Origin of the sequence: Kytococcus sp. HMSC28H12 (assembly GCF_001816045.1) — a bacterium.
In the GTDB taxonomy this organism is placed as follows: Bacteria; Actinomycetota; Actinomycetes; order Actinomycetales; family Dermatophilaceae; genus Kytococcus; species Kytococcus schroeteri.
Genome location: NZ_KV824435.1, coordinates 1 through 5,139, shown reverse-complemented (window position 1 = coordinate 5,139; position 5,139 = coordinate 1). Strand labels below are relative to the sequence as shown.

Here is a 5,139-nt window from a genome sequence, read left to right as displayed (position 1 = left end):
GGCGGGCGCGGGGCGAACACGTGCTCGGTGAGCACCCCGCGGAACATGGCGTGCATGCCGTTGTCCGGGTCGCAGACCCCCATCGGCGCCAGGGTGTCGCCGTGGTACCCGCCGGCCACGGTGAGCATGCGGTGCCGGCCGGTGCGTCCGCGGCCCAGCTGCACCTGGGCGCAGATCTTCAGGGCCACCTCCACGGACACCGAGCCGGAGTCCGCGAGGAAGACGTGGCGCAGCGGCTCGGGGGTCATGGCGACGAGGCGCTCGGCCAGCTCCACCGCCGGGGCGTGGGTGAGGCCGCCGAACATCACGTGGCTGAACCGGTCCACCTGCGCGTGCACCGCGGCGTCCAGGCGCGGGTGCCGGTAGCCGTGCACCATGCACCACCAGGAGGACATCGCGTCCAGCGGGGTGGAGCCGTCGGCCAGGTGCAGGCGGCAGCCCTTCGCGCCGACCACCTCGCGGGGCGGCACGGCCCCGGAGCGGCGCGAGTACGGGTGCCAGAGGACGGCGGCGTCGCGGGCGGCGGCATCGGTGCTGCGGGTCACAGTGCGGGACCCTACTGCGCCGGGTGGCCCACGGTTCCCGGGTGGGCCCAGCCTCGGTAGTTTTGCCCCCATGCGCCAGTACCTCGACCTGCTCCGCGACGTGCTGGAGAACGGCGTCGCCACCGACGACCGCACCGGCACCGGCACCCTGGCCGTCTTCGGCCGCCAGGCCCGCTACGACCTGCGCGAGGGCTTCCCGCTGGTCACCACCAAGCGCATCTACCGCAAGGGCGTCGTCGGCGAGCTGCTGTGGTTCCTGCGCGGGGACACCAACGTCCGCTGGCTGCAGGAGCGCGACATCCACATCTGGAACGAGTGGGCCGACGAGAACGGTGACCTCGGCCCGGTCTACGGCGCGCAGTGGCGCTCCTGGCCCTCGCCCGACGGCGGCAGCGTCGACCAGATCGCGAAGGTGGTCCGCAGCATCCGGGAGAACCCGGCCTCGCGCCGCCACGTCGTCAGCGCGTGGAACCCGGCCGAGGTGGACGAGATGGCCCTGCCGCCGTGCCACGCGCTCTTCCAGTTCCACGTGGCCGACGGCCGCCTGAGCTGCCAGCTCTACCAGCGCAGCGCCGACCTCTTCCTGGGCGTCCCCTTCAACATCGCCAGCTATGCGCTGCTCACCCACATGGTCGCGCACGTCACCGGCCTGGAGGTCGGCGACTTCGTGCACACGATGGGCGACCTGCACCTGTACTCCAACCACCTCGAGCAGGCCCGCGCGCAGCTCGCCCGGGAGCCGCGTGCGCTGCCGACTCTGGAGCTCAACCCCGCCGTGCGGGAGCTGGACGCCTTCGACCTCGAGGACGTGACCGTCCACGGGTACGACCCGCACCCGGCCATCAGCGCCCCCATCGCGGTCTGAGCGCCGCCGTGGGGCTGACCCGGGCTGAGCCCGTCGACGCACCGGCAGCCGCCCGCGGCGGGGCCCACCTGCGAGACTCCCCCCATGCCCTCCCCGCGCTTCCAGGTCGTCCCGTCCACCTACCTCGTGGTGCTGCGCCAGGCCCCCGACCAGCCCGGCCCCCGCACCGAGGTGCTCCTGCAGCTGCGCCGCGGCACCGGGTACATGGACGGGTGGTGGGCCTGCGGTGCCGCCGGGCACGTGGAGGCCGGCGAGTCCTTCCTGCAGACCGCCACCCGTGAGGCGGCCGAGGAGCTCGGCATCGAGGTGCACCTCGACGACCTCGAGCCCGTCAGCGTGCTGCACCGCCACGTGGCGATCTCCACCCCGCTGGAGGAGCGGATCGACGTCTTCGTGCGTCCCCGCCGCTGGACCGGGGAGCCCGCGCTGCAGGAGCCGGACAAGGCCGCCGACCTGCGCTGGTGGCCGCTGGACGCCCTGCCGGAGCGCACCGTGCCGCACGAGGCCCAGGTGCTCACCGCCCTGGCCGAGGCCCACGAGCTCGGCGAGCGCGTGCCCCCGCTCATGACGCGGGGCTTCGACCAGACGCTGACGCTCGTGGTGGCCGTGGGAGAGAACGGGGCGATCGGCCGGGACGGCGGGCTGCCGTGGCACCTGCCCGCCGACCTCAAGCACTTCAAGGACACCACCATGGGCGGCACGATGGTGATGGGCCGGCGCACGTTCGAGTCGTTCGGGCGGCCGCTGCCCGGACGCCGCCACGTGGTGCTCACCAGCGACCGGGACTGGCTGCCCGGCGGCCAGGTGGACCCGTGCGACCGGGAGGCCGGCCCCCGCTTCCCCGAGGTGCTCGTGGCCCGCACCTGGGCCGAGGCGCTGCTCATGGCCGGTGACGGGGAGGTGTTCGTCGTCGGGGGCGCGGGCGTGTTCGCCGACGCGCTGCCGCACGCGGACCGCCTCGTGGTGAGCGAGGTGCACCAGGCCCCGCAGGACGCCGACACGTTCTTCCCCGAGATCGGCCCGGACTGGCGCGAGATCTCCCGCCGCCCGGCCGACGGCTTCGAGGTGGTGGAGTACCGCCGGGGCTGAGGGGCGCGGGCCCCGGGCCCGCGGTGCGGGGTCAGCGCCGGTCGCCGAGGCCCGCGTCCAGGGCAGCGGTGATCTCCGCCCGCAGCCCGTCGTGCTCGGCTCCGAGAGCGCACGAGGCGGCGTCCGGGACCCCCGCCCACCAGGTCACACCAGCGGGCCATCGGACGAGGGGGTCGGGTTCCCAGGCGAAGCGGGGTGTGACGTGGGCGTGCAGGAAGGCATCCGTGTTGCCCTGCACCTCGAGGTTGATGCGGCGGTAGGCCGGGTCGCGCCGGCGCACCACGTGCTCCACCGCGCGGGCCAGCAGCGCGGCATCGGCCAGGAAGTCCTCCTGCCGCTCGACGGTCAGGTCGGTCAGCGTCGTGGCCGTGGGGTCGTCGGTGATGAGCACGCAGTAGCCGGGGAAGTGCTGCACGTCCCCGATCACGGCGAAGCCGGCCCGGAGGCGGCGCAGCACCGTGGGGTTCTCACCGCGCAGGGCGGAACCCACTCGGTCCCGTCTCCAGTCGGACGTGGCTGTCGTCATGCCGCATCGTAGACGGGGCAGGCCGAGGCCGTTCCTCACCCCAGGTGCAGGGTCCCGCTCACCCGGGTGGCGCACCGACCGCCCACCCACACGTCGTGCCCGTCGTCCAGGAGCTCCACCCGGCCGGCCCGACCCACGGACCCACCCTGCGCGGCCGTCCACCGTCGCGGCACCCGGCCACGCTCCCGCATCCACTGCGCCACGGAGGCCTGCAGGCTGCCGGTCACGGCGTCCTCGTGCTGGGAGGTGAAGGCGCGCACCTCGTAGGCGACGCCGGCACCCGGGTCCGTCTCGACGCCGACGACGCCACAGCGCAGACCCGTCCCCACGAGCGATCCGCCCACGGCCCGCACCGCCTCGGCGTCGGCGAGCTCCACCATCCGCCACTGCGGCCCGTTGCTGCCCCACGCGTGGGCCACGACGTCCGCGGCGGTGAGCCCCAGCGCGTCGAGGACGCGGGCCAGGTCGTCCTGGGCCAACGGGCCGGTGCGGGTGCGCTCCGGGGCGGCGAAGGACAGCAGCGCACCTGCCTGGTCCGTCCGGCCCGGTGCGCCCTCCGTCCCCTCCGCGCCCGCCCCGTCGCGGCGCACGGTGACCAGCCCGATGCCGCACTCCTGCACCACCGTTCCCGCAGTGCCCCCAGTTCCCACGGTGCCCGTGCCGCCGTCGGAGCGGCTCCCCGGCACCCCTCCGGCCCCGAGCCAGGCGTGGGCGGCCCCGAGCGTGGGGTGCCCCGCGAACGCGTACTCGGTCACCGGGGTGAGGATCCGCACCCGGTAGTCGGCGCCCGGCACGGTGGGGCGCAGCAGGAACGCCGTCTCGGAGAACTGGGTCCAGCGGGCGACGGCCTGCAGCTGCTCGTCGGTGAGGTGGTCGGCGCCGTGCACCACGGCCAGCCCGTTGCCGGTGAACGGGCCGGTGGCGAAGACGTCGACCTCGGTGACCCGGAGCATGGACCGCACGGTGACCTCCCGGACTGTGATCTCCCACCGGTCGGCGGGAGTTGGGGACACCCAGCCTCGCATGTGACGCTTCGTGATGCTGTCAATCACCTCAGCACACAATGATGACCTGCGTGTCCCGCACCTCGTGGAAGCCTGACGAGACCTTCTACCCCTCCCCCACGATGGCCACCCGCGCGCCCGCCGAGACGCTGGCGTACGTGGCCACCTTCCAGTTCGACGGCGCGGACCAGCCGAACGCGCTGGCCGTGGTGGACCTGGACCCCCAGAGCGCCGCGTACGGCTGCCGCGTTTACTGGACCAACAGCCTCTACGGCGCCTGGGACGACGACCTGTATCCCGAGGGCGTGGGTGCGTGGATGGCGAAGGCCGACGTCGACCCGGAGAACGGCGGCATGGTGCTGGACGAGACGTTCTTCCCGCACGGCGAGGACTTCCGCGGCAACCGGGTGCACCAGGTGCGCCTGCAGGGTGGCGACTCCTCCAGCGACTCGTACTGCTTCCGGTGACCGGTGGCGCGAGCCCGGGCGTGCTCCCGGCCCACGGCGGCCACGAGCACGCCCCGGCGGACCTCGGGCTCGGTGACTGGCTCGCCAGCGCCGGGCTCGGGGCCTTCCACGGGCTGAACCCCGGCATGGGGTGGCTCTTCGCGGTCTCCTTCGGGCTGCAGCAGCGCAGCCGTCGGGCGCTGCTCGGGGCGATCGTGCCGATCGCCCTGGGGCACGAGCTCTCCGTGCTGCCGACCGCCCTGGTGACCGCAGTGGTCGCCGGGGCGGTCACCCACGCCGTGGCGCTCGGCGTGGTCGCCGTGCTGCTCGTGGGCTTCGGCGTCTACCTGCTGGGGCGCCGCCGCCACTTCCGCTGGGTGGGCATGCGCCTGGGCTTCTGGGAGCTCGCCTGGTGGTCCTTCCTCATGTCCACCACCACCGGCGCGGGGCTGATGCTGGCGCCCGTCGTCGTGGGGGCGGGCGCCCCGACGCCCGAGGGGCTCACGCTGTCGCTGGGCACGGCCCTGTGGCAGGCGGCCGGGCTGGCCGTCGTCCACGCCCTGGCCATGGCCGTGGTCTCGGCCGCGATGGCGCTGGCCGTGTACGAGGTGATGGGGCTGGAGGTCCTGCGCAGCCACTGGGTGAACCTCGACCGGCTCTGGGC

General features: G+C 74.2%; 7 protein-coding genes. 4 read left to right on the top strand and 3 right to left on the bottom strand.

What is annotated here, in order from left to right:
- The coding region (locus HMPREF3099_RS05825; protein ID WP_237769763.1) for an aminotransferase class III-fold pyridoxal phosphate-dependent enzyme at window positions 1-545 on the bottom strand (545 nt) is incomplete at its 3' end.
- A 70-nt stretch (window positions 546-615) separates the two neighbouring features.
- On the opposite strand from HMPREF3099_RS05825, the gene HMPREF3099_RS05820 reads away from it, so the two are divergent.
- Complete coding sequence (locus HMPREF3099_RS05820) at window positions 616-1,410, top strand: thymidylate synthase (RefSeq protein ID WP_070705126.1); 795 nt, start codon at window positions 616-618, stop codon at window positions 1,408-1,410.
- Between the two features lie 84 nt (window positions 1,411-1,494).
- Window positions 1,495-2,499 (top strand): dihydrofolate reductase, encoded by a 1,005-nt coding sequence (locus HMPREF3099_RS05815; RefSeq protein WP_070705125.1) that lies wholly within the window; start codon window positions 1,495-1,497, stop codon window positions 2,497-2,499.
- Between the two features lie 31 nt (window positions 2,500-2,530).
- Here HMPREF3099_RS05815 and HMPREF3099_RS05810 read toward each other — a convergent pair whose 3' ends face one another.
- Both HMPREF3099_RS05810 and HMPREF3099_RS05805 read right to left on the bottom strand, forming a co-directional pair.
- Window positions 2,531-3,025, bottom strand: a complete 495-nt coding sequence (locus tag HMPREF3099_RS05810; protein ID WP_070705124.1) for a hypothetical protein — start codon at window positions 3,023-3,025, stop codon at window positions 2,531-2,533.
- A gap of 35 nt (window positions 3,026-3,060) precedes the next feature.
- Window positions 3,061-3,978, bottom strand: a complete 918-nt coding sequence (locus HMPREF3099_RS05805; protein WP_070705127.1) for a PhzF family phenazine biosynthesis protein — start codon at window positions 3,976-3,978, stop codon at window positions 3,061-3,063.
- A 122-nt stretch (window positions 3,979-4,100) separates the two neighbouring features.
- On the opposite strand from HMPREF3099_RS05805, the gene HMPREF3099_RS05800 reads away from it, so the two are divergent.
- Window positions 4,101-4,496, top strand: coding sequence for a selenium-binding protein SBP56-related protein (locus HMPREF3099_RS05800; protein WP_070705123.1), 396 nt, complete (start codon window positions 4,101-4,103; stop codon window positions 4,494-4,496).
- A 20-nt stretch (window positions 4,497-4,516) separates the two neighbouring features.
- Window positions 4,517-5,139 (top strand): hypothetical protein (locus HMPREF3099_RS05795; protein ID WP_202816704.1); only part of this gene is annotated, 623 nt, incomplete at its 3' end.

What these genes read in the sequence shown, in the direction of transcription:
- HMPREF3099_RS05820 (WP_070705126.1), top strand. Translation starts at nt 616, where the DNA reads ATGCGCCAGTACCTCGACCTGCTCCGCGACGTGCTGGAGAACGGCGTC.
- HMPREF3099_RS05815 (WP_070705125.1), top strand. Translation starts at nt 1,495, where the DNA reads ATGCCCTCCCCGCGCTTCCAGGTCGTCCCGTCCACCTACCTCGTGGTG.
- HMPREF3099_RS05810 (WP_070705124.1), bottom strand. Translation starts at nt 3,025, where the DNA reads ATGACGACAGCCACGTCCGACTGGAGACGGGACCGAGTGGGTTCCGCC.
- HMPREF3099_RS05805 (WP_070705127.1), bottom strand. Translation starts at nt 3,978, where the DNA reads ATGCTCCGGGTCACCGAGGTCGACGTCTTCGCCACCGGCCCGTTCACC.